General features: G+C 47.2%; 18 protein-coding genes and 2 pseudogenes. 11 read left to right on the forward strand and 9 right to left on the reverse strand.

All coding sequences use genetic code 11. The annotated features are described in order from the left end of the window. Window positions 1–58 precede the first annotated feature (58 nt). From ON006_RS03510 to ON006_RS03520, 3 genes and pseudogenes are all read left to right on the forward strand, one after another. Complete coding sequence (locus ON006_RS03510; protein ID WP_244823925.1) at window positions 59–328, forward strand: helix-turn-helix domain-containing protein; 270 nt, start codon at window positions 59–61, stop codon at window positions 326–328. Then, window positions 312–612, forward strand: a pseudogene (locus tag ON006_RS03515) (HipA N-terminal domain-containing protein). Before ON006_RS03510 ends, ON006_RS03515 begins: the two are co-directional and overlap by 17 nt. Beyond that, entirely contained in the window at window positions 593–1702 is a 1110-nt protein-coding gene (locus tag ON006_RS03520; protein WP_244823926.1) for a type II toxin-antitoxin system HipA family toxin, read from the forward strand. The pseudogene ON006_RS03515 and the gene ON006_RS03520 overlap by 20 nt, the downstream one beginning before the upstream one ends. Window positions 1703–2338: 636 nt before the next feature. Here ON006_RS03520 and ON006_RS03525 read toward each other — a convergent pair. From ON006_RS03525 to ON006_RS03535, 3 genes are read right to left on the reverse strand one after another with little or no spacing between them, the layout of a single operon-like run. After that, entirely contained in the window at window positions 2339–3958 is a 1620-nt protein-coding gene (locus tag ON006_RS03525) for a PepSY-associated TM helix domain-containing protein (RefSeq protein ID WP_244823927.1), read from the reverse strand. 2 nt (window positions 3959–3960) lie between these two features. Beyond that, a complete protein-coding gene (locus ON006_RS03530; protein WP_244823928.1) occupies window positions 3961–4242 on the reverse strand; it encodes a hypothetical protein in 282 nt (93 codons plus the stop codon). Next, a complete protein-coding gene (locus ON006_RS03535; protein WP_244823929.1) occupies window positions 4232–4543 on the reverse strand; it encodes a hypothetical protein in 312 nt (103 codons plus the stop codon). The genes ON006_RS03530 and ON006_RS03535 overlap by 11 nt, the downstream gene beginning before the upstream one ends. A gap of 86 nt (window positions 4544–4629) precedes the next feature. Here ON006_RS03535 and ON006_RS03540 point away from each other — a divergent pair, with 86 nt between their 5' ends. The 7 genes from ON006_RS03540 (at window position 4630) to ON006_RS03570 (ending at window position 15018) form a co-directional block, all read left to right on the forward strand. Then, complete coding sequence (locus tag ON006_RS03540) at window positions 4630–6957, forward strand: TonB-dependent receptor (RefSeq protein WP_244823930.1); 2328 nt, start codon at window positions 4630–4632, stop codon at window positions 6955–6957. A 73-nt stretch (window positions 6958–7030) separates the two neighbouring features. After that, window positions 7031–8341 (forward strand): DUF4374 domain-containing protein, encoded by a 1311-nt coding sequence (locus tag ON006_RS03545; protein ID WP_244823931.1) that lies wholly within the window; start codon window positions 7031–7033, stop codon window positions 8339–8341. A gap of 353 nt (window positions 8342–8694) precedes the next feature. Then, entirely contained in the window at window positions 8695–9240 is a 546-nt protein-coding gene (locus tag ON006_RS03550) for an RNA polymerase sigma-70 factor (RefSeq protein ID WP_255773037.1), read from the forward strand. Window positions 9241–9306: 66 nt separating this feature from the next. Continuing rightward, complete coding sequence (locus tag ON006_RS03555) at window positions 9307–9996, forward strand: hypothetical protein (protein ID WP_244823933.1); 690 nt, start codon at window positions 9307–9309, stop codon at window positions 9994–9996. 39 nt (window positions 9997–10035) lie between these two features. Next, complete coding sequence (locus tag ON006_RS03560) at window positions 10036–12429, forward strand: TonB-dependent receptor (RefSeq protein WP_244823934.1); 2394 nt, start codon at window positions 10036–10038, stop codon at window positions 12427–12429. A gap of 138 nt (window positions 12430–12567) precedes the next feature. Beyond that, the gene (locus ON006_RS03565; RefSeq protein ID WP_244823935.1) at window positions 12568–13728 is read left to right on the forward strand and encodes a PepSY-associated TM helix domain-containing protein; all 1161 of its coding nucleotides are present in this window, start codon (window positions 12568–12570) and stop codon (window positions 13726–13728) included. Between the two features lie 60 nt (window positions 13729–13788). Continuing rightward, window positions 13789–15018 carry a DUF4374 domain-containing protein gene (locus ON006_RS03570; RefSeq protein WP_244823936.1) on the forward strand — a complete coding sequence of 410 codons (1230 nt, stop codon included), beginning with the start codon at window positions 13789–13791 and terminating at the stop codon, window positions 15016–15018. A 434-nt stretch (window positions 15019–15452) separates the two neighbouring features. Here the strand turns inward: ON006_RS03570 and ON006_RS03575 are convergent, their stop codons facing one another. Further along, window positions 15453–15656: a hypothetical protein gene (locus ON006_RS03575; protein ID WP_244823937.1), complete on the reverse strand. Its 204-nt coding sequence runs from the start codon at window positions 15654–15656 to the stop codon at window positions 15453–15455. A gap of 100 nt (window positions 15657–15756) precedes the next feature. Here ON006_RS03575 and ON006_RS32195 point away from each other — a divergent pair, with 100 nt between their 5' ends. Then, window positions 15757–15873 carry an IS3 family transposase gene (locus tag ON006_RS32195; RefSeq protein WP_510185787.1) on the forward strand — a complete coding sequence of 39 codons (117 nt, stop codon included), beginning with the start codon at window positions 15757–15759 and terminating at the stop codon, window positions 15871–15873. Here ON006_RS32195 and ON006_RS03585 read toward each other — a convergent pair. The 5 genes and pseudogenes from ON006_RS03585 to ON006_RS03605 form a co-directional block, all read right to left on the reverse strand. Beyond that, window positions 15870–16331, reverse strand: a pseudogene (locus tag ON006_RS03585) (serine hydrolase domain-containing protein); the annotation flags it as partial. The gene ON006_RS32195 and the pseudogene ON006_RS03585 overlap by 4 nt on opposite strands. 498 nt (window positions 16332–16829) lie before the next feature. Then, entirely contained in the window at window positions 16830–19193 is a 2364-nt protein-coding gene (locus tag ON006_RS03590; RefSeq protein ID WP_244823938.1) for a bifunctional alpha,alpha-trehalose-phosphate synthase (UDP-forming)/trehalose-phosphatase, read from the reverse strand. Between the two features lie 414 nt (window positions 19194–19607). After that, on the reverse strand, window positions 19608–19799 hold the full coding sequence (locus tag ON006_RS03595; RefSeq protein ID WP_244823939.1) for a hypothetical protein: 192 nt from the start codon (window positions 19797–19799) through the stop codon (window positions 19608–19610). Between the two features lie 222 nt (window positions 19800–20021). Continuing rightward, window positions 20022–20369, reverse strand: a complete 348-nt coding sequence (locus ON006_RS03600; RefSeq protein WP_244823940.1) for a hypothetical protein — start codon at window positions 20367–20369, stop codon at window positions 20022–20024. A gap of 71 nt (window positions 20370–20440) precedes the next feature. Beyond that, complete coding sequence (locus ON006_RS03605; RefSeq protein ID WP_244823941.1) at window positions 20441–21391, reverse strand: cation:proton antiporter; 951 nt, start codon at window positions 21389–21391, stop codon at window positions 20441–20443. Window positions 21392–21542 lie beyond the last annotated feature (151 nt).

The following is a 21542-nucleotide window of genomic DNA, read 5'->3' on the forward strand; positions in this document are numbered from 1 at the left end:
ATACTTTTTGCTGGTATTTACAATAAAGCACTATATTTAAATTAAAAAGGATATTATAATGTACTTTTTACCTATCATTGAGGCGATCAAAGCAAGGCGGCAATCACTGCGGGTTACCCAAAAAGGGCTATCGGACTTATCTGGTGTAGCGCTGGGTGCTTTAAAAAAATTTGAGTCCGGCAAGGGCAATCCCACGCTATCAACATTAAAAAAGCTGTGTGATGCCCTGGGCCTTGAAATCACCCTGAGCGTAAAAAAACAATTAATCCATGAGAGCCGCATAAGTTCTTTTCAGAGGAGAAGAGGCTGGTATTCTATCGCAGGATGACCAAGGCAGGTTTGAATTTCAGTACCACAAAGAATGGGTGGAAGACAGTTCAAAACCCGCTATCAGTCTGACTTTACCAAAAACGATTCAGGCTTATCAGTCTGAATACGTTTGCTTTTTTCTATAACATGCTGCCCGAAGGCTCCAATAAAGAATTGGTCTGTCACCTGAACCGAATAGATCGAAGCGACTACTTCGGCTTGCTGCTCACGACTGCAAAAAGCGACACGATTGGAGCCGTGACAATTATTAAAATCCCAAACGATGAGCTTACCAGTTATTGAATTTTGCCCGGGCACATTGGCGCCCGGCTATGACACTTACAGCAGGAATTGCCTCAGAAGGGTCTTCAATGGCAAGCGCGTAAGCCATATTCTCAGCTATGGCTCGCCGGCGACTAATCAGGATACGGATCAGCTTTTTGACGAGAACCGCAAACGGATCTCCATATCGGGTGTCCAGGAAAAGTTCTCGGTAACCCTTGACAAGAATAAACTGCGATTGATCCAGGAAGACGAGCAAGGTACCTATATCTTAAAGCCGATACCGACCGCAGGCTGCAAGCCGGACCAAATGCCGGCCAACGAGCATCTGACTATGCAGATCGCCAGGCAGGTTTACGGTATTGAAACAGCGGAGAACGCCCTGATCTTTTTTGCCGATGGCGCGCAGGCCCATATTACGAAACGATTTGACAGGCATGCCGATGGCAGGAAACGTGCGCAGGATGATTTTGCGTCATTGGCAGGACGTACGCCTCAAACCCACGGAGAACACTATAAATACCTAGGAAATTATTTAGAGATCTTTGAGCTGATGCAAAAGTATGTGCCCGCTTACACAGTCGAAGCTCCAAAGTTGCTCCGCACATTAATGTTCAACTATTTATTCTCTAACGGTGATGCGCATCTGAAAAACTTCTCGCTTCTTGAAACCGATCAGGGAGACTATCGACTGAGTCAGGCATATGATTTGCTCAACAGACGTATACATATCGGCGATAAAGATTTTGCGCTCGACGACGGGATTCTACCAAAAAAACTAGCCCAGGGAAAGGTGATGCAGCAGTTTACTTTACTGGCCCAGATAGCAGGAATCAATTCGAAAGTATTTGACGGAATAGTCTCACGTATGCTCAGCGGGTCCCAGCAAGTCGAGCAGTTAATCTCTGCTTCTTTTCTGGACCAGACCACAAAACGAAATTACCTGCAGATGATAGCCGACTACATCGTGCTGCATACAAAGGTAAATGGCAGCACTTTCTGCGGAATTGACATCAATGATCCTGATGACATGCAAAAACTGCACTGTACTATGCAGCAAATGATCGACTTGGCATACGAAAATGCAGCTGCCAGCAAAAAGTCCACCTAGAATATAGGTATGTTTCTTTCCTGATAACAAGCAAATATTTCAAACGACTGCGGGCAAAATCGTATATGTTATTGTTTACAGACATTCTATTCAAGTAAAAGGAGCGTTTTCATAAACATAAACCTGCTTTTACTTGAATAAAGGCTTTAAATAAGGAGCTTGCAACCATACTGAGGATTTGGGCTTTGCAGCACAGTGACGTTTTCCTTTGTTGTTAACACTTTTGTGGGTTAGTCCATATTTGCAATTTCAAATGCTCATCGCCTTTTCCGGTAGTATTCAGCCTCAAATGCAACCGGAATTTCATGCAGAGTTTGGCATAAGCTATAAATGGTTGAGTAAAATCGGATAAAATGCCACGATCTCCTCTTAGCGGATTTATGTGCGCAGTCGAGGATTGTGAGAGTGGCTTGTCGTTTTTTTGCGTCGTGGCGTATATTTTATCAACCCTCGTCGGCCTTGACTTCTACCAGCATGTCGAGTGCTTCCAAGCTGGTAGGTCGATGAGTGTTCGCCAGCTAGGTCAGTTTATTTTAAATTGGAAGCTGTCCTAAACCTGCATACTGGTGTTTTAGGCGAAGTCTAAAAGAAGGCGAGGCAATGGGTTTTCATCAGTCAGGTTGCGTATATATAATTTCAATTCAGTTTGAGAGCTTTCGTTGCGTTGCGGCGTGATCTTGTATTATCATGAATTTCAGCGGATGATCTATTAAAATTCCTGCCGATTGACATAGTCAGGACTAAGGAAATAATCCCGGTTCCAGCCCAAAAAGCATCTGTAAGGGCAGTATAATAAATTCCTTGCGACCACGCAGCAAAAATCCAGTCACCTGTTGCGAATCCATTTGCAACAGGAACCAGAAGCGAAAACAGCCCACCGGCAAGCAGGTAAAACCAGGTGATTCTCGATTCCGTTTTCAACAGCAACCCCGCTACACTTAGAACCAGCCACGATACGAAAAATACAGTCCTGACCAGAAAAACGTGGTTTTCAACGCCCGGTATTAGTAATTCTGCACTGAACAGAATGGCTGTGGCGGGGAAAAGACCGAATGAAATGGCAAGGTACCACATGGTAACCCTGTGATGGAACTGCTTTTGTTTGTCCGTGTAGCTTTTTTTATTCCTCGCCTCTTTCCAGAGCAATACGCCGCTAATGATAACGAAACAGGTAAAGAGGGCCAACAGGAAATAGATTGTCTTCAATGCAAGCCCTCCAAAAGTCGCAAAATGCAGCCGGGATATGCCGAATAATACGGATTCTGCGTAAGTCTTTTTGCCTGGTAATTTGTCGGAAATCAATTCTCCATCTTTCAATCTCACCGCCACTGAGCCGTCACCGGCGAACGTTTTGCTGTTTTCCAGCGAAGCCGAAACGATCCCATCCTCCCGGTCGTAATGTTTGATCTGAAAGTAATGTAAGTCCAATTCCGGGTGATTGCTTTTTAGTTTTTCGAGAATGCCGGTTACCCCTACATTGTTGGTGTTAAAGGGAGATGTTTCACTCACTTCCATGGCGCGTTCCGAAAAGATATCATTGATCGCTTTTTCCTGATTGCCGCCGTAGAACACCATTACCACAGGAAGCAAAACCAGAAATGACAGCATGTAGTAAGCCCCGGTAATTGCATACATCAGTTGGAAAGGCAGGCCCAGCAAACCAAAAACAGTGTGCGCATTTGTCCAGAGATTTTTCAGTGATCCTTTAAGCGAAAAGCCATGAAACTTGGTAAGCATGTTTTGCCAGTGGATCATTACGCCTGTAATGACTGCGAAAGCAAAGAACAGTGCCACAAAGCCGGAAAGGTACCTGCCTATCAACGGGATCTGGTCAAAAAAATGCAGCCGATATAACGTTTCTCCAACCGTGGTTTTTTCATCCTTGAAAAATTCACCGGTCGCCACAGAATAGGTCGTGTAGTAATGCTGCTCAGGTTTGCCTTTGGGTACCATCAAATGCCCGTAAACCTTTACCAGAGGTCTTTCTATGGATTCTGTGACGATGGTAATGTCTTCTGAAAGATCAAATTGAGGGGTGGACTTTTTCAGGCTGCTGAGCATTTGATCATAGTTGACCGGTTGGAGCAATGTGTGCCGTGCAGCAGGATTTTCCCACTGGTAAAATTCATCTTTAAAGAGCGTAAATGCCCCGGCAAAGAATATCACATAAAGCGCAAAGCTGATCACAATGCCCGAGATGGTATGGGTGTTAAAAGTAATGTTGTAGAGTCGCGGCGATAGACCTTTTAGTTTCATAATTATTTCAGAAGATATATTCCTGCTACGCAAAAAAGAATTGAAAGAAGATAGATGCCCCATACGATCCAGCCATTCCGGATCAGAAATGCGATGATCATGAGTGCTGTCCAAAGTAAAAAAACCGAAAAGGCACCGGTAAGAATGATTTCCATGCGATAGGGGAGTGCGACAGCCAGAAGCATGTGAACGGTCACAGCAAGAAAGTAGCCGCCGAAAAGTCCTGCCGTGATTTTGAGGGCACGCTGGCCGGCTGTTGTCAGATATTGCTTTTTAGCTGGCATGGCAGATCAGTTGTATGAGCAGTAAAATGTGTATGACCAAGGCAATCCCATAGAAATAAAATTTACCCATCACCGCAAAGAGCTGGACCATACACATCGCTGACATGCTGGCCGCCAATGCCAGCAAAAGCCCACCGGCCCAGCCATCAGCTCGCACATATAACAATGATCCGGATATTGTCAAGAGCAATCCGATGAGCCGGGCAGCGGGCACCTGCGGGCTGTACAGGAAGTGTGGGTAGTATTTTGACTTAAAATAGTACAAGTACATTCCCAGAAAGATCAAATAGAATGAAGGCATAAAATTATTTTTTCAAATATTAATATTATTTAAACTAAATACAAATAAACTATTACATTTGACAAAAAATTCGCAAATGATCAGCTATGAGAATAGTTTTCCTGCTCTATATGTGCATGCTTGCTCCTGAAATTGGATTTGGCCAGAGCTTTACTTTTTCTGGAACCGTCAAAAATGAAGAGGGCAATGCTTTGCCTTTTGTCTCTATCTCTTTGAATAATACCAAATATGAGACTGCGTCGGAAGCGGATGGTACATTCCGGCTCTTGAATATTCCGGCAGGTAATTACAAACTTGTTGTAAGCCACGCGGGGTTTAAAACGTTTGAAAAAGAAATCAAAATCTCCGGTTCTGATATGGTTGGAGACCTCATTTTGATCGCCGATGCCAAAGATCTCGATACGGTTTTGATAAAAGCCGAAAAGCAAAGCCGTGTCCAGGAAATGAGACCGATCACGATCAGCAGTGTAGAGGTTAAGAATGTGGTGAGCCAGAATGTACTGATCACCGACATCATCGACCGGCTTTCAGGTGTGCGCATCCGGCGTTCCAGTTCACTGGGGGAGCCTTCGGATATTTCTATTAACGGTTTGCGCGGCAACGCGGTCCGGGTCTACATTGATGGCCTGCCCATGGAATTCATTTATCCGAATTTCGATATTTCGACTTTGCCGATTGGAAACCTGAAACGGATCGATGTTTACAAAGGCGTATTGCCCGTCGACGTTGGTACAGATGCGTTAGGTGGGGGGATTAACCTGGTAACCGAACAGAAATCATACAATTCGCTTCGCGCTTCTTACAATGTCGGCTCTTACAATACCCATCTGGGCGATTTTGCATTGGGACTGGCCAATAAGAAAAATTACTTCGTCCATGTTACCGGCGCTGTCAATTATTCCGATAACAGCTACGGAATGGATGCCAGGATTTTTGAAGATGGTAATAGGATCAAGCGCATCAAACGCTTCCATGACCAGTATAAGATCTTTTTTGGCGGTGTAACTGTCGGCACCCACAGCAAGCTCTGGGCCGACGAGCTGAAATTTTCGGTGAACGTTTCAGGCGGAAACAAAGAATTGCAAAACGGCGCCAGGGTAAGCGGGACTGCTTTCGGAGAGGCCAGGTACAAAGCCGAAAACCTGACGGCTGTTTTAAAATATGAAAAGTCATTCTGGAAACAGCGTGCCCTGTTTTCGACAGCCGCTAATTACAGCAACCAGACCTTGAATTATGTGGATACGACCAGAAATGTGTACAGCTGGAGTGGCAAAGTGATTGGAAGAAAGCAGAGCCCGGGCGAATATTACGAGGCCAATTCAGATACTTACATTCATGGCTGGATCAACCGGAGCAGTTTTACCTTTAAAATAAGCCCCGATCACAAACTGCTTTTTTCCAATTTGTATGCCAGACAAAAGCTGACCGGTATCGATTATCTGGAAGCCGATCCCATGCAGGATTACCTTCGCATTCCTCAATATCTGGCCAAGAATGTGGCCGGAGCCCAGTATGAGGGTTTGTTTCTGAACAGGTTAACCTTTTCGGCAGCCATTAAAAGGTACGATTATATGCTGGATGGTGCAGAAAACAACACATTTGAGCTGGTTAAAAAGAAGGATGGCATCTGGGGCTGGAATACGGCAATGAAGTATGATATAGCCGAAGGTATTTTTACCCGCGCATCTGTTGAAAAAGGGTATCTGATCCCGCAGTTTGCTCAGTTCGTAGGCAACGGTGCAGATATAGTCCGCAATACAGATCTGTTGCCGGAAAGCAGCGACAACCTGAATATTGGTGTTGTGATAAGCAAGCCGGTTAGCAAAATTTTGAACATTGCTACGAACATTAACGGGTTTTACCGCAGCCAGCACGACATTATTTTCATCGGAAATGGCGTGATCCGAAGATATGACAATGCGGACCAGGTACGGACTTTGGGTGTCGAGGGCGATCTGGCACTGACCTTCAAAAATGCATTCAGCCTGAAAACGAACCTGACTTTCCTGCGTAAAACTTTCACGAAAATGAAGCTGGCGGAAAGTCAGTTCCTGGTCGGCACCGACTTTCCAAACAACCCCAATTTCTATGGGAATTCGGAGTTTTCGTGGCAAAAACAGGGATTGTTGAAGACCGATGATCGTTTCCGGGCTTACCTGTTTTATAATTACATCGCCCCGTTTAACCATATTACCGTTGGTAAAGGCAACAGCATCAAAAATACGCCGGAAGCTTACGTGCCCGTTCAGCATCGCCTGGATGCGGGTTTCTCCTACAAATTCGCAGAACGTGGCCTGACCGCTTCCCTGAATGTGATTAACGTCTTCAATGCCAAGCTTTTCGATAACTACCTGGTGCCGCGCGCAGGGACGAATTTCAATGTAAAGCTCATTTACGAGGTTTCGGGCTTTTAGGGAAGTAAGCCATAAGCTATGCGCCTGTTTGCTGCCACCTGCCACAACATTCCAACAAAAACAATAATGCCCAATGAAAACAACCAATCTATTACGATCCGTTTTGTTTGCAGCCGTGCTGGTTTCATGCAGCAGCGAGGATGAACCCAAATCCGAACCTGAATCGCTTTATCAGGAAGAAGGATTTTTATTGTCCAGCATTTCACAGTCGACCGCGGGCTATAGCTATTACGCCGGTTTTTTCCCACAACAGCCTTCGGGCGAGGTTGATCTGACCAAAAACACGGCTTACAGTACTTTCCTTGCGAGGACTTCGTATAAGAATTTTATCTATGGAATTTCGCTGGATGGAGACAAAAAGTTGTCAAAGCAGGCTATTTTGAAATCCTCAGGCGCCGTGGTGGAAATAGCCAGCATTCCATTGCTGGAATATTTGCAGGCTGTGCTGATCGTCAATGAAAACCTGGGTGTTTACTCAACCAGCGAAAACAGGTCACTGTTCCTTTTTAACCCCGCAACGATGGAAAACCTGGGGCGGATCGATATGTCAAAAGCCAAAAATTTCCCTGAGAACGAAGGAAATGTCTATGGGCATTTGTCTTACCGTCCAAACGACAACAAGCTATTTGCTTCTCTTCTAACAAACAGCAGCAAAACCGGCCAGTTTTACGACGCACAGGATGTATATGTGGAAGTGGTGGACCTAACGACAAAAAAATGGGAGAAAACGGCCGTTTTTAAACAAGCCACTTATCCGGTCTCCCGTGGTCTGGAACACAGCGTTGTGGATGAAGCAGGTAACGTTTACATCAGTACGCAGGGCCAGTATGGGCTGGATGGGCAACTGGGGCCAAATGCTGCGAAAAGGTCCAGACCACAAATTTTGAAAATTCCGGCCGGGAAAACTGACTTCGACTCGACCTATGCCTTTAACCCAATCAATGCGGTAGGACAGCAGAGTTCAATGTTCCAATTGCTTCTGGGGACTATCTATGATGCAAATGGAATTGCTTACGCCTGTATTTCCGCAGCGCCGTACCCTCCGAGATTGCTGGAACTGATCGGCAAGCTGGCAGTCAATTCGATTACAGCAGCAGAGTATGCGGAACTCTCGAACCTTGCATTTTATAGTCCCGTTCAGCGGTGGGCAAAGCTGGACCTGAATGCACAGACTGCGACGGTGATCTCGGATCTGCCTTTGACGGCAGCTTACAGTTATCCCAGCACACACAAGTACGAGGGCAAGTTTTACCTTCCAGTTTACAATCCCAGCATGAATTTGAATGGTTACTACCAATATGATCCGGCGGCAGGAAAATCAGAAAAATTGGTGAATGTTACTGCCGGCGGAATAATAACGGATCTGTTGAAGTTAACAAAGTAGGATTGTGATTGTAGGCAATGCTAAACAGACTGGTCGGAACCTTTTGGCCTGGCCAGTTTTTGTCTAGCGGACGAAATGAGCTGATTTAAATCCAAAGGGTCAGGACCTCGACCAATGTTAATAACGCGAGCTGTACTTTGATTTGTTACGAGCGAATTTGACAGGGATTTCAAAGCCTCAACAGGAGATGTAAGAAAGAGAAAAACTTACGGGCTTAAATAGCGGAGCGTTTCATTTCTTAATAAAATTTATTCAAAACTCTTTGTCATCCGATCAACGGTCAGTTTGTTTTAAATTATTCTAAATAATATTAGATCATATCTTGGGTAGTTTGTAGGTTTGTACCGGATACCATGTTGAGGATAGCCTCTTTTGTTTTGAAACCTGTCGACCCATTTTCCCGGGAATCTTTTGAGCACACCTACAAAAGGTGTGTGAAAAAATTATGCGCCATTTGCTTTAATGTGGTGAGTGACAGGGAGATTGCTACGGAGATCGTCCATAACGTTTTTCTTTCGGTGTGGGAAAGGCGTGAAGTACTGATACTGGAGGGCGAGATGGAGAACTACCTCGTCAGGGCCGTCAAGCTGGCGGCGCTGGAACATATCCGTACCACAATGATCCATCGGAAACATCTGTCGGGCATCGCTTCCGGACAGCGAGAGGAAACCAATACCACCGAAGATCAGCTTGCTTTTCACGAGCTCAACGAACGCATTACCTTCATTGCTTCGTGCCTTCCTCCCCAGTGCAGGGAAGTGTTCAGTTTGAGCCGGGAAAAAGGCCTTTCCAATAAGGGTGTTGCACTTTCGCTCCATATTTCGGAAAAAACGGTGGAGGCTCACCTTTCAAAAGCACTTAAATACCTCAAAGACCACCTGCGGGATTACAGCCTGTAAATTTTTTTCAAAAACACTAAGGGATTGCCAGGGAGTTATTCAACCTAGCTGTGTAAAGAGTAAACCATGTACAGGGATTCGAATATGAAGGTAACCAGAGAGCTGATTGAAAGGTATTTGACGGGTATGTGCACCGATCAGGAGCGGGAAGCCGTAGCACTTTGGCTGGCATCGCCGGATCATGAGGAAACGAATCTTTCTGATGATACGCTCGAAGATATGGCCCTGGATATATGGGGCTCGCTCGAAACCTATCTGCCTGAGGGCCGCGATACCATCAGGGCTGGCTGGTGGAGCGTGTTGCCTCGTTTGGCGGTTGCAGCCTGTATCTCAGTCGGCCTTGTGGGCCTCTCTTTTTTCTTTGCTTATAAAAACGCGCATACCGAGATCGCTTTTTCCAGCTATGGCATGGATGATGAAATGAAAGGTGCCGCCCGGCCGATCGCGTTTTCGCTCAAACCCAATAGCAGTGTTAGCGGAAGCATTTCGCGCTATGCAGGCCAGGGGCACCTGAATTTTACCGGCTCATTAAAAATGCTGAGCGAAGCTGGCAGCAATCTCGAAATTGATTTCGGGGTAAGGGACCAGAGTCCTGTGCTGAGCAGAAAGGCAACGATCGAAGAAGGACAACTGTATTATGTCGGTGTTTTAAAACAGGCTGATTCGCCCGACGAAATCCTGGTTTTGAATAGCCAGCAACTGGAGGACATTCCGCCAAGGATCAAGATCATGGCATTTAATGACTATGACATCTGACCAACAACAAAAAGAATTAACAACTAAATACAATTACGAATGTTTAAACTCAATACTTTCCTCAGATCGATTATCGTATTCTGCGTATCAGTCTTCTTTCATAGCCAGGTTTTATCCCAGGAATTAAAAACATTGACCGGCAGCATTGTTGCAGAGGACGGAAGTGCGGCAACGGGTGCCAGCGTCCGGCTGGCGGGCAGCAATCTGGCCGCGATTGCCGACGGAGAAGGCCATTTCTCCATTTCAAATATTGATCCCGGCACCTATACATTGATCGCCAGCATGGTGGGGTACAAAACCTTTTCACAAAAACTGGTCATCGAAGCAGGAGTGGAAAACAATATACGTATAGTGCTGACCGGTGATTCGCAAACTCTGCAGACCGTAGAAATAACCGGTCGGCGGAACAGTGGCTACAAATCGGATTATTCCTTTGCAGCAACCAAGACGGCGATACCTGTAACCGAAATTCCCAGCACGGTTTCTACCATTACCCAGCAGCTGATCAGGGACCGGCAGGCGGTGCGGTTTGATGATGTGGCCCGCAATACCAATGTGCGCGTGACCAACAATGGCCGGTCGGTGGTGATACGTGGTTTTGTGAGTACCACCCGTCTGATCAACGGCTTGCGTACTCTGAACGAGAATTACCGGTTCCCGTCGATTTCACCGGTGGTGGAAAGTTACGAGGTAGTGAAAGGCCCGTCGTCGTCCATGTTCGGGAACATGAGTCCGGGCGGTGTCGTAAACCTGGTGACCAAAAAGCCTCTGGCTGAGAAAAAACAGTCTTTATCATTCAGCACGGGCAGTTTTAATACCGTAAGGGGGGATATGGACTTTACAGGAAAAGTGACCGACGACGGTAAGGTATTATATCGTTTAAATGCTTTTGGCCAGTTGAGCGATACCTGGTACCAGAACATGAAAGACAATGCGGTGGCCGTTGCACCTTCGTTTTCTTTCCTGCCGACCGATGGAACGCGCTTCAATGTCGACCTGAACTATACCCAGCTGACAACGATGGAGAATGACGGCCTTTTTCCTTTCAAAGGCAAATCCATTGACGAAACCCCGATCGGTTTTACGGTATTGCAAGCGGGTGACAGGAATAAAACGACGACTACTTCGATCAACCTTTCGGCAAGCCAGCGGATCAGCCAAAACATCAGTTTCAATGTCTCGTATCTGAAAGATTTCCTGGTTTGGGATGATAAAAGACATGCGGCCAATGTCTATCTGCGCGACGCTGCCTGGTCGCATGGCGATAGCAGTGTGAGCGTAGCTTATTCGGAGTGGAATACGAAAATGGATTCGGATAACATCACCGGGTATTTTTCAGCAGATTTTAATACCGGAAAAATCGGGCATAAGGCGCTTTTGGGTTACGACTACAATGCCTCCCTCTTCAATTGGGGCACTTACCGGTACTCCACGACGGATATTGGCAGTGTTAACGTGTATGATCCTGCGAAAAGCAGCACGCTCGACGGCGCAATGTATTCCCTCGGTGTGTTCAATTATGACAGGGTCAACAAAACAAAGGACTATGCTAGCGGGATTTATTTCCAGGACCAAGTCAGCGTGATGGAGCGGCTCAAAGTGATGCTGGGGCTGCGTTACGAATCATATACATTCAGGCTGGCCTACCAGGCCCCGACCGAGAATGAGGTCTCGCAAAAAGCATGGTTGCCCAAAGTGGGTATTACCTACAGCCTGCGCAGCAATACGCATGTATATGGTTCCTATATCACAGGTTTTCAGCCGGTTTCGTCGGGCTCGCTGGTTTTTGGTACCGTAGAAGGCGGGGGCGAGCTGAAACCGGAATACAGCAACCAGTTTGAACTGGGGGTGAAACAGGAATTATTCAATAAAAACCTGCTGCTTACCGTTGCGGCCTACCAGATCAAGAAGATTAACGTCACGCAGCTTACCAATCCCAGCGTAATCGATGCAAACGACAGGATATGGAGGCAGCTCGGCGAAGTGACCTCCAAAGGTTTTGAGGTAGAGGCCAACGGGCAGATCAGCAGGTCATTTTCTGTCAATGCAGCTTATAACTACAACGACGCCAAAATCACCGAGGATTTGGTCGAAACAAACATCGGTCTGAAACAGGGGCTTGCCCCGGCCCACCAGGGAAATATCTGGGCAAAATATGAGGCTTCCGGAAATGGAGTTTTGAATGGTGTGGGTTTGGGCGCCGGTATGAGCTTTTCATCCAAAACGCCGATGCTGCAGGCGCCAACGCTCACTACGCCGGGTTACAGTGTGATCGATGCGGCCATTTCGTATAAGATCAACCGCGTGATGCTTAACCTGAACATCAACAATATCGCCAATAAGCGCTACTATACCGGCGCGGTGCGTGCCACGGAAAGGTTCTATACGGGGGCGCCTCGCAATATCATGTTCAGGATCGGTTATTCGCTTTAACCGGATCATAACCCGGCGGGAGGTCCGCCGGCAACTTTTAACTTTTCGGGTCAGCCATTGTCCTGCGCTGTTTGATGCGGTGCGGGGCAATTTGTTTCTAAAAAGTGCCCATATAGCCGCCATGAATTGTGTTACACCATGATGTCATTTAAAAAAGTAACGGGCAAAATACACCTGTGGCTGGGTCTCGCTTCCGGACTTGTTGTTTTTATTGTCGGACTCACCGGGGCGATATTGGTGTTCGAGGAAGAAATCAGCGGGTTTTTTAATTACGGTGTTTTTCGGAAAGTAGAGAAAACAGGCCATCCTTTTGCCCTCCCTTCCAACATTTTCGCTGTGGCTGATTCGGCCCTGCAAAATAAAAAGATCGCCAGGACCTACTACACTGTTTACACCACAGGTGACAGGGTCAATGCTTTATGGGCGTTGGATTCGACACGCCAATACCATGCCGTTTTGCAAAATCCGTACACCGGAAAGATAGTGAGCGGCTTCGATTACAAAAATGCTTTTTTTACGATCATCCTGTACATTCATATCACACTGGCTATCGGAGAAGTAGGGACCATGATCATCAGCTATGCAACCCTGGTTTTCGTCATACTCATGATTACGGGGATCATACTTTGGAAACCGGCCAGCAGCAAAGGCTATAAGCAACGTTTCACCATCAAATGGAACGCCAAAGGAAAGCGGCTGAACTATGATCTCCACAATGTATTGGGGTTTTACATGGCCTGGGTTGCGATTTTTATTGCACTGACCGGGCTGGTGTGGTCATTTGAATGGATGAACAATTCGGTGCAGTGGGTAGCTAACGGCGGTAAGGCGATACCTCTGAAAAGAGAGCGGCTGGCGTCCGATACTGCTGCGATCTCTTCTGGTGCAAACCATTTTCTGACAGTGGCCGACAGTTTGTTCATTCATTTTGCCAAAAATCCTGACAAAACGAGAGCTATCCGGGTTTACAAGCCCAACTCGGCATCCGATGCGCTCCATTTTACCATTGAAACCGATAAGGGATCGAACTACGCCCGGGCCGACGACTATTTTTACGATCAGTATAGCGGTAAGCTTTTGAGCATGCAGCCATTTGCAAATCTGGACAATGGCCAGAAAGTCAGGCGGATGAATTACTATATTCACGTGGGCAGCATTGGTGGGCTGACCGGGAAGTTACTGGCTTTTTTCGCCAGCCTGATTGCAGCCTCCCTACCCATCACAGGTTTTATTGTGTGGCGTGGCCGAAGGAAAACAAAACCAGGGTTAAAGCGAACAGCGAAAAACTTAATGAAGTAGGGTTTTCTGTTTAGATTTTTCAATTGCGTATTTTGCAGGTGCAATCCTTAACCACCCTTAATGAATAAGTACAATCTGAAATTCTGGCTGATGCTGGCGATCGGTATGTTTTCCTGTGGCAAAAAACGGGATCACGATGACGAGGCCAAAACAGCCGCCTACTATTCATTGGGCATCAATACGGGCGGGGTCAGTTATTCATTGCCTGCCGATAATCTCGAAGCAGGTACTATTCAGGCGGAAGGGAATGGAACCCGGCTTGAGGCGACCAGTTTGATCACATCAGGGAAATACATCTACTTTTTCAGCAGGTCAAAGAAAACATTTTACCAGTACGAACTCAACACCGACGGTACCATCACCCAAACGGCCGCCCTGGCGGTTGGTAACTATGTTTCGGATTGGGCTTATTCCCAAAACCTGGTCGATGAGAACACGATACTGGTGATGGACCCGGTTAAATGGGGCGAGCCGGAAATAAAATGGTTTACGATCCGCATTCCTAACTTTACCATCTCGGGCAGCGGGAGTTTTAATCTGCCTTCCAAGGAACGCTCGCCGGGAGTCAACTGGAAATCCAATGTGGGCAGCGGGAGGTTGCATGGCGACAAGTTTATCATGGGTACCGTTTACTACGATTTCGCGGGCCATTTTGCTGCTGGGTCGCATGTAGTGACTTTCGATTTTCCCGGCATGAAAAACCCGACGCTGGTTTCCACAAATCTCACTTCCGCCGAACTTGGAATATACGCTACCAATGGATTCGTAACTGCCGAAAATGGCGATTTGTATATCGCAGCGTGCCGGGGCGCATTATGGGGCAGCAGGACGGATGGTCACATATACGGAGGAATTCTTCGGATTAAGAAAGGAGAGACCCAATTTGACGAAAGCTATTTTTTCGATCTTGCCAAAACGACGGGCTCACCGGTCAACATTCTTCAGCTGGATTATCTGGGCGGCACCTCGGCAATGGCCATTTTGTTTGATGATACCAGGATAAAAGGGTGGGGCGATGTGGCTAACGATCATTATTTTTTCGCGAAAGTGGACCTGCAAGCTCAAAGGGTGACCAGGTACAATATCCCCAATTCCGATGCGCACAGTGCCAAAAGGCCGCTGATCGAACATGGTAAGTACATTACGTTCCTGAAAAGTGCCGCCTACAAAACCACGAACCTGTTGGAGATCGATCTGAAAGGCGGCCCCGATGCATACAAAAAAGGAGCCTTGATCACCGGGAAAAATGTGAAAGGGTACTCGGTCGTCAAACATCCGGCAGCTGATTAGTACCGAAAACTTGGGCTATTGGGGCTTTATCTTCATTTCCATGGCCTATCTGTCAAAAGGAAGTTGTTTTTAGTCCCAAGTTAAAATTGCACTTGCATGATATGATAATTCACTTGGATGCACTCATGAGTTTCCTTTAACCTTCGTACACCTTATTTATATTCCAGGATAAGGAGCGCCATCCTGATTTCTGGAACAGCGATGCCAGCTGGTCACCGTAACTAATGCGTAGCCAAATTGGTCAACCTCAGAATCGTTCAGGTTTAAACTGAAAGTGACGAAGAGCCCAACTTCACCGGAATTTCCAATTATGAAAAAACAACTCATTACAAAATAGTTTACGATAAATGGGTTGCGCCTGAGCCGTATACTATTGCCCCAATGATTCATCCTTTTGTCCGCCAGTGTTACTGGAACCAAAAGCGCACTGAGCCCTACAGATATCTGGTCGCCCCTTCAACCGCCTCAATGGCATTAAAGAAACTGTGGGTGATCCAGAATTGCAGAAGGCCTGTAATATAAATGCTGTATTTGCTCACCACCCATACCAAGGCTAAGCATGCAAGTACTTTTACCAGCAGAATATACTTGTAGTCCAGTATGGATATTCCGGAGCCCCATATCTCCGAAATAGGCACCGGAGAGGAAACTGTTGGGATAACGCGGTTGCTGAAAGTTTTTCAAGACATTAAAGGCAGAATGTGTCTACCAAAACAAGTTTATAAATAAGCAGCAATAATAGTTTTTGAATATATTGAAATTTGGTATAATAGAAAAAGGCTGCATTCTGCTCTGGGATATGTGTCGCCCGAAGAATTTGAAGGAATGTTAAACAAACCCAAGATCGCGGCTTAACCTATTGTCCTCTTTACTGTTGCAATTCCACCAGTCGAGCTCATTCCCAGAGGCTTAAAGATTATCGAGTCGGCCAGCTCGGAAAGAGCGCGCTTGAACTTATTTTCCAGCGCATGCCTTAAATACTCAAATCCCTCGCCTGAATATTGGTGCTTTGTGCCGGGTTCGAATTGAAATGCAAGCTTTTTCCCGGGAAGTTCACTACGCCAATTGGGGAACCCGGCCTGGTGGGTGAGTATGTGCCGGGTCGTGAGCTGTTTGCTTCGGGCGTCTTCCACTACGTCCCTATCTGTAAAATAACGCGCTACCGGTGCATCCAGCTGCCAACTACCTGAATTGACAAGAGTTAGCGTGACCATCGCAGTGATGGTTTTCGTGACGGAGGCAACGTTAAAAACAGCGTTGGCGGGTCCCGGCTGGCCGGGTTGCAGCTCACCAAATACGCTGATTTCAGCAGGCTGTCCGCCCTGGAGGTAGCCAAATCGCCAAACATGGAATTCGTTTGCTTCTCAGTATGGTAGCCACTGCAAGGGAGTCCTTCATATCTGGGAAGATGCTGGTGGGCTGTTGAGCGACTGCCAGGCTTCCGGTCAAAAGAAGAGAGATCAGAAGCAAGGATGAAATTGGGCGAGCTGTTGTCTGCAGGGCCTGAATGACTTCGAGTTTTTTTAGGTTCATACGATGGCTAATAAATTGGTTGTCGAAACCGATGTACCTGTTAGACCAAGATTGCGCTGGCCTGGTTACAAATTTCACGGAAAGATGCTCCTGCAATTGTTGCATAACGAGCGTACAGGATTGACAGCGCGCTCAGCGCGCCCCGACGGCAATGAGCGTTATGCCTAATCCATCGACCAGAGAACCCAACCATTAGTTTTGACGGCATCCACCAGGTCGATGAGCTTTCCGATAGCAAAGCGAGATTTATTTTCTTAGCTGCCGGGCCGATTTTAAAATCATGGATTGCTCGTGCCCGCAGTGACCAATTCCACCAGTAAGTCTTTGACCTGGCTTTGCTTTTTAATATGGTAACGGGCCGCGGAGATTGCGTCCCCGACTTTGATCGTATAGGCAGATTCGGGCAGCATTGTAAACATATCTTCATCTGTGGTGTCATCTCCGATGGCAAGGACAAAATCATAGTCTCTGTTTTCCAGCAAGCTTCTGGCCGCGGTACCCTTATTATAGGCTGTCTTTTTAACTTCCAATACCTTATTTCCATCTACAACCTGCAGATTAAGCTCAGGCTGCAGGAAATCCCTTAGCTGCCAGAGCAGTTCCTGCGCTCTTCGGGTCGCATAGAGCTCATCGTCTGCGTTACGGTAATGCCAGGCCAGTGACGTTTCTTTGTCCTCGACAAAAGCCCCCGGGCATCTTTGCGCGTAAGTCTTTAAGATTGGCCGTATGGACTCTTTCCAGTTTTCCTGGTAGCTCTCATGAAGCACCCACGCCAGATCCTCCCTTTTTTTTACCATGGCACCATGCTCGGCAATCATGTCCAGCTGTAGTCCCTTAAATTGGGTCTCCAGAAAATGACGGTCGCGGCCGCTGACGATGACCGCAGTATCGCGACCGGCTATTTGTTGGATCAAGGCCCGGATATCAGCAGGCATGAAGGCACTTTCCGGATCGGGCGCGATTGGCGCCAGCGTACCGTCATAGTCAAAGAACAAGATCCGGTTTGTCGCATTGTTGTAGGCCGTACGGATCAATTCTATCGACGTAGTATTAAGATAGGTCTGGTTAAGCCTGGTCTGTTCCATTTCAAGCATGGTCATCTGTGTGAAAAAATCAACTGCCCAGGCAAAAACGTCATATTCCCTGATCCGCTCCCGCATCAGGGTCATCCGCTTGATCTGTTCTTCTTCTGGCATATCCAGGGCGGCACTAATGGCATTTGCGACATTGTGAAGATCCAAAGGATTAATAATCAGTGCTTCTCCGAGCTCCGCTGCCGCACCCGCCATCTCGCTCAGGATCAATACGCCCTTTCCATCAGCCCTGCTGGCCACATACTCCTTACTGACCAGGTTCATGCCGTCCCTTACAGGGGTAACCAGGGCGACGTCGCTGGTGGTATACATCCCAAGAAGTTCAGCGAATGTCATTGACCTGTATTGGTAGATCACCGGCTGCCAGCCCAGACTGCCAAATTCAGAATTGATCATACCGACGGTCTGGTCGATCTCGAATTTCATCTGCTGGTACTGTTGGATGGTGTCACGGGAGGGCACCACGACCATAACCAGCGAGACCCGTTCATGCCATGCCGGGCAACGGGTCAGAAATTCACGGAAGCCGCGTAGCCGGTGTATGATCCCTTTGGAATAGTCCAGCCGGTCAACCGAAAATATAATTTTTAAGGGGAGTGACTTTCTGATCTCATTTCTCTTGGAAACGGTTTCAGGATCAGAATAAGCATTGGAAAACATTTCAAAGTCAATGCTGATGGGAAAGGAATCGACCTTTACCATCCGGTCATCCATATGGATATAATGTAGTTTGTTGTTGTGGCCCGATACCAGCCAGGCGGTCTTCAAAAAATATTCCACGTAGTCATTGGTATGAAAACCGATCAGGTCGGCGCCCAGGATACCATCGACGACAGCTTTCCGCCACACGACCGGCAGCAGCCGGAACAGCTCAAAGGAAGGGAAAGGAATATGAAAAAAGAACCCGATTTTTTGCTGGGGGAACCGTTCCCTTATCATCGCCGGCAACAGCATAAGCTGATAATCATGAACCCATACCACATCGCCGGGCCGGATCACCTCCGCCACCCTGGCAAAGAAAAAATCGTGGGCCAATTGGTAGGCTTCAAAATACTCGTCTTTAAAACGCGCCAGGGATGGAAAGTAATGGCACAGTGGCCAGATCAGGTTGTTGCAGAACCCTTCATAGTAATTTTCATGGAGCTGCTCGTCAATAACTACCGGATGTGCTATAAATTCGTCCGTTTCCAGAATGGATTGGTCCGCCAGCGGAAATGAAGTGTCGGTAGCCCCGATCCAGTGAACTTTTTCCCCGGGGTCAAAGTAGGCGTAATGCGCATTTCGGGCCAATGATAATACTGCTGAAACCAGCCCTCCGGAGTTTTGCACGATAGCTAGGGAATCGTCATCCCGCCTGACAACCTTGAAAGGCAGCCGGTAAGCAACAATTATGAGTCTTCCTGGGGATATATTAGGTAAAATATCGTTCATATCTGGCAGGCCATTCAGAAATGAATGGCCAATTGGTGAAGACCGCTGCCGGCTGAGGGTCTGGGCAGGATCTGGAATCGGCCGAATGGAGCATGGCGGCAGTGTTCTGCCGCTCATTCGGCTGGTGTCAGAGCTAATATAGCACATTTCTCGCAGACCATGTCACTTTTATGCTCAAAAAGGCAATTAAAAAATGACGCCGGAAGTGGCTTTTTTGCCGAAAAACGGACTACACACCATGTACATCCAGGTTCCTCGTCGCATAAATTATACTTTGGCAAGGATTGAAATGTCGTTCCAACGTTGGTAAAGGACATTGAAAGCTATCCCTTTTGATTGCTTTAATTGAAGATAACCTTAGCGCTGATGTGTCGTCTTAGGCCGTACATTATAATTTGAAAACAAAGCTTGGAGTGACGATCCAGGAACGTGTTAGCCCATCGGGACGGACGGCACGTACAACTACTGGTGCACCGGCAGCAAAGCTTATGCTGAACCTGGGGGCAGTATATTACACAAAGGCTGTCAGGTTCAAGGTAATCCCTCCGCTGCCCACAATAGCATATTCCTTTCCGGCTCCATCGCCCCCTTGTCGTTTCCCGAGATCAGTAGCGGGCCAGCTGAGAAAGACCATTTGCCGCTTGTATAATGGCCATCGGCGCTGAGCAGTATGTCGGCCTTTCGCCTTAGCTCGCGGGAACTGAAATACCGATTGTATGCCATCCCTGCGGAGGGGACTGTCCGGCTATGTATCCGTTACTATTGTACTGAAAGATCGGTTGTTGGTAACCGGTTGCAATAGAGAGGTACTGCCACCGCTTTAACACCAAGTATAAAATCAGTCGTGCCCAGCGACCGTTGGTAGGGCATAGGCAAGGGCATCCCTTCTTTGCTAACAGCATCGGCACGACCAGTCCCGATCCTTGAACCTGCTGTCGCCTCCAATCAAAAGGTCCCAGAAGATTTCAAGGGGTGGGAATAGGTAATGATCGGGTCACCGATACCTGACCGCCCCTCAATGCCTGATACGATATAATAAGGGACTTTTATTTCAACATAATCTTTGTTCTTGAACGTGTAGCTATATTCGAGCTGCGGGATATACATATAAGAACTTCGTTCCCCGTCCCTGATGGTAAAGGAAAATTCGAGTTGGGAACTGGGTCCTGTCTGCGTGAATTGCTTGCGACCTAGCGAGCCGGCGGTACAGAACCCGGCATCGGAGCATCCCTGGCCGGTTACCTGAAGATAAGGCAATAGTAAAATTGCCAGAAGTGGTATTACCCTTGTCATATCTTTCAAATTTGGGTTAATTGACTAACTATAGGTAGATACGGAATTTTCAGGCTCAAAGACTCAATAATTTACAAACGACCTAACCCGCTCGTTTCGGAAGTCCATTTAAAGCAACTTCGGGACGAAGAATTGCTCGTTTGATGGCCAATAAATTCTGAACTGCTTGATCTATCAAAGCCCAATAGCAGCTCACCGCGCAATCTTGCAATGAGCTTTTCAATGGTAAAACCCTGAACCAGGATCGAGAACAGCACAACGATAAAGGTCACCGAAACGATGATGTCCTTATATCGGCTTGCTGGCAAAGAGAGCGCCAGTGCCACGGAGATCCCACCCCTGAACCCGCCCCAGGTCATAATCGTAAGGGTCCTTATGCCAAGTTTTCTTTTTATCCTGAACAGGAACGCAGGCACAAAAAGGGAGACAAACCGGGCTGCCACAATTACAATGGCTGCCAGCAGGCCAACGACCAGGTAACCGGGCCGGAAATTGGCGACAACGATTTCCAGACCGATCAGCAGAAACAGTACCGCGTTCAATATCTCATCGGTCACTTCCCAGAATTTCCCCAAATAATCGCGGGTAACATCGCTCATCGCCAATGCTTTTCCCCGGTTGCCTGTCATGATCCCTGCCACCACCATGGCAAGCGGACCGGACACATGCACATAATAGCAAAGACTGTAGCCTCCCATAACCATTGCCAGGGATATAAGGATCTCCGTTTGAAAATGGTCGATAGACTTCATTAACCTGTACCCGATAAAGCCAATGACCAGTCCGGCCAATACCCCGCCAACAGCTTCCTCTATAAACAGGACAGCGATGCTCCCCGCACCGAAGTTCTCAATACCAACCGCAGAAATCTGCAATAAGGTAGCGAAAATGACGACACCGATCCCATCGTTAAACAGGGATTCTCCCATGATATTGGTTTCAATGGATTTTGACAGGTTAGCCTTTTTGAGGATGCCCATCACGGCAATGGGGTCAGTCGGTGAGTGTTCATTTTTATTCATGTAAAGACGCGGGAGCCAGTTGAGAATCCGTATCGATTTGACGCAATGCCAGACAGATGCGATTGATTGACCTTTTAGATTGGGGGCAAATTCCTGGATTTCTGACGCATGCCTGATCGGAATTTGCTACCTTACTGTCCGCGCTTGGTCA

The organism is Dyadobacter pollutisoli, from assembly GCF_026625565.1.
Lineage (GTDB): Bacteria > Bacteroidota > Bacteroidia > Cytophagales > Spirosomataceae > Dyadobacter > Dyadobacter pollutisoli.